3 protein-coding genes are annotated in these 2,914 nt (G+C 59.7%); 2 read left to right on the top strand and 1 reads right to left on the bottom strand.

All coding sequences use genetic code 11. The annotated features are described in order from the left end of the window. Positions 1-58: 58 nt before the first annotated feature. Complete coding sequence (locus tag WBB95_RS18850; RefSeq protein WP_424488958.1) at positions 59-751, bottom strand: NUDIX hydrolase; 693 nt, start codon at positions 749-751, stop codon at positions 59-61. A gap of 146 nt (positions 752-897) precedes the next feature. On the opposite strand from WBB95_RS18850, the gene WBB95_RS18845 reads away from it, so the two are divergent. Together WBB95_RS18845 and pncB are read left to right on the top strand one after the other, a co-directional pair. After that, positions 898-1,545 (top strand): nicotinamidase, encoded by a 648-nt coding sequence (locus WBB95_RS18845; protein WP_424488957.1) that lies wholly within the window; start codon positions 898-900, stop codon positions 1,543-1,545. Between the two features lie 11 nt (positions 1,546-1,556). After that, positions 1,557-2,795: a nicotinate phosphoribosyltransferase gene (pncB, locus tag WBB95_RS18840; protein ID WP_424488956.1), complete on the top strand. Its 1,239-nt coding sequence runs from the start codon at positions 1,557-1,559 to the stop codon at positions 2,793-2,795. The last annotated feature ends 119 nt before the right edge of the window (positions 2,796-2,914 follow it).

Raw genomic sequence — 2,914 nt, 5'->3', positions numbered from 1 at the left:
CCGTATTCGCGAGCAAGCCCGCTCCCACATTGGATCTTCATCGTTGGTGAAGTTAAAGCTAATCCGCAAAACTCCGATCAAAAAAATACACCGCCCCAGGCCTCAGGTTCTGCACCGTCGCCTGTGGCCGTCCACCCTCGCCATTCTTCTTGCGCCCCGTCTCGCGCAAATACCCGGCCTCGGTCAGCTTCAGCAGGCGCTGGCGAATGCTGGTCTTCAGCACCGGCCGCGACAGCACCAGGGAAAAGATCGTGGTGGCTTGCGGTGCACTGAACTCATCCCCCAGGAACATCAGCGGCAAGTTGCTGTACAGCGACTTGGACAACAGCCGCTCCTGCACCGACGCCACGATCAGGTTGTGATCGAACGGCAACCTGATGCTGCCATCCGCCACCGCATTCAGCGAAAACCACGCCTGATGCTCAGCCAACGCCACCTCATCCGCCACGATTGCCAGGTAATACGTCGACGACGACCAGCAGCGCGGGTCACGAAACGCATCGCCCACCGTGCCCACTTGCTCGCTCCAGGCCAGGTCCAGGCCGACTTTGTCACTCGCCCGCAAACGCTCCACTGCATCCTTGAGGCTCAGATCTTGCACGCCGCCGTTCACCACCACGCCGGGTAACGCCCAATGACCGGCAAACGGTTCGGCGTCACGTTTGTTCAGCAGCAGCTTTAATTCCCCGGAGGCGCGGCAGTAGAACAGCACGCACAGGTCGACGGTGTGCAGATAGGCGCTTAGTGGCATGTGAAGTCCTTATGAACAGTGACGCGGCACAGTTTAACGGATCGAACAGATATGTCATGTACTGACTCACGCATAGATAACCAAATGTTTCTTGCAATGAAAGTACATGACATGTACTTTTGTTTCCAGGCCACAGGAGAATCATCATGACCCTCTCGAAAACTGCCATCGCCTCATTCGACGTCGACCCTCAGAAGAGCTTTACGCCGCTGTGCCCCAACGAGTTGCCGGTGGCGGGCGGCGACCAGATCGGCGCCGAGCTCAACTACATGGCCAGCCTCGCCGGCCACCGCGTCGGCAGCAAGGACGCGCACACGCCGCAGGCGCCCTGGGTGGTCACGGAACGCAGCGACATGTACCAACCCACGGGCCTGGCACACGCCGATATCACCTGGGTCAGCCACTGTGTGCCGGGCACCGAAGGCTTCACCTTGCTGGACGAATTGCCCACCCCGTATGACTACGACTACTTCATCTGGAAAGGCGTCGAGCCCGACCTGCACCCCTACGGCGCGTGCTACCACGACCTGCACGACAAGCTGTCGACCGGGGTCATCGAGTACCTGAAAGCCCACGGCGTCAGCCGCGTGATTGTCGGCGGCCTGGCCCTGGACTACTGCGTCAAGACCACCGCGCTGCAACTGCTCAGGGCCGGCCTGGAAGTGGTCCTGCACCTGCCGGCGTGCCGGGGCATTACGCAAGAGGGCGGCGAGGCGGCCGTCAATGAGTTGCTCAAGGCCGGTGCTGTCATCAGCAGCACCCGCGAAGAACTGGCCGCGATGGCCACGCGTTAAGGAGTCACACCATGGAAAGTGCCTACGACTACGAATCCCCGGTGATCCAGGGCTTGCTCGACACCGACTACTACACCTTCACCATGATGCAGGCGGTGTTGCACCAGCACCCGAATGTGGACGTGGAGTACACCTTCATCGTGCGATCCAAGGAAAAGCTCGGCCACCTGATTCCGCAACTGCGCGATGAGCTGGAAAAGCTCGCCGGCCTGCACATGCGTGAAGGCGAATTGCGCTTTCTGTTCAACCCGCGTTTTCGCGAATACCTGACCCCGGATTACGAACGCTTTCTCGGTTTGTTCCGCTTCAACCTGCGCTACATCCACGTCAGTGAGGTCGACGGCCAACTCACTATCCGTGTGGTCGGCCCGATGCTGCACTGCATCATGTTCGAGCAACCGGTATTGGCGCTGGTCAGCGAATTGCGCAACCGCGACAAATACCCTGACGTGACCCTCGAAGACGTCACGCGCAAGCTCTATCAGAAGTTCGACTGGCTGGAAAAGAACCTCAGCCGCGAGGAACTCGCCGACCTGCGCGTGTCCGACTTTTCCACCCGTCGGCGCCTGTCGTTCAAGGCCCAGCGCGAAGTCATCGACATCATGCGGCGTGACTTTCCTGGCCAGTTCATCGGCACCAGCAACGCGCACCTGGCTTATGAATTCGACCTGCCGCTGATCGGCACCATGGCCCACCAATGGCTGATGGTGCACCAGCAGCTGGGCCGCCTGCGCGAAAGCCAGAATGCCGCGCTGGAAAACTGGGTGCGTGAATACCGTGGCCGCCTCGGCATTGCCCTGACCGACTGCATCAGCACCGACTTTTTCCTCAAGGACTTCGACCTCTACTTCGCCAAGCTCTACGACGGCCTGCGCCAGGACTCCGGTGATCCGATTGCCTGGGCCGACAAAGTGCTGGCCCGCTACACACAACTGGGAATCGACCCGATGACCAAGGACCTGATGTTCTCCGACGGCCTGAACTTCGAAAAATGCGTGCCTATCCTGCGTCACGTGCGTGGCAAGGCCAGGTTCGGTTTCGGCATGGGCACCAGCCTGGCCTGCGATGTAGAGGGTGTAGAGCCGCTGAGCATCGTGATGAAACTGGTGCGGGTGCACGGCGAGCCGGTGGTGAAGTTCTCCGATGACCCGATCAAGAACGTCTGCGAAGACGCTTCGTTTTTGCAGTACGCGGCGAAGGTGTTTTTAGGCAGAGAGCTTGCTCCCGAAAGCGGTGCGTCAACGCACTGAGTGGTTGGATAAAGGCGCTTTTTCAAATGCGATTTCGCTGATGTATCAAGAGCCAAATGTGGGAGCGGGCTTGCTCGCGAAAGCGGTGCGTCAGCCAATGAATCTGTCAACTGACGCAC

The sequence above is a fragment of the Pseudomonas sp. genome (assembly GCF_049645325.1).
In the GTDB taxonomy this organism is placed as follows: Bacteria; Pseudomonadota; Gammaproteobacteria; order Pseudomonadales; family Pseudomonadaceae; genus Aquipseudomonas.
Note: the sequence above shows the minus strand (reverse complement) of the source record. Positions and strands in the feature narration are given on the sequence as shown.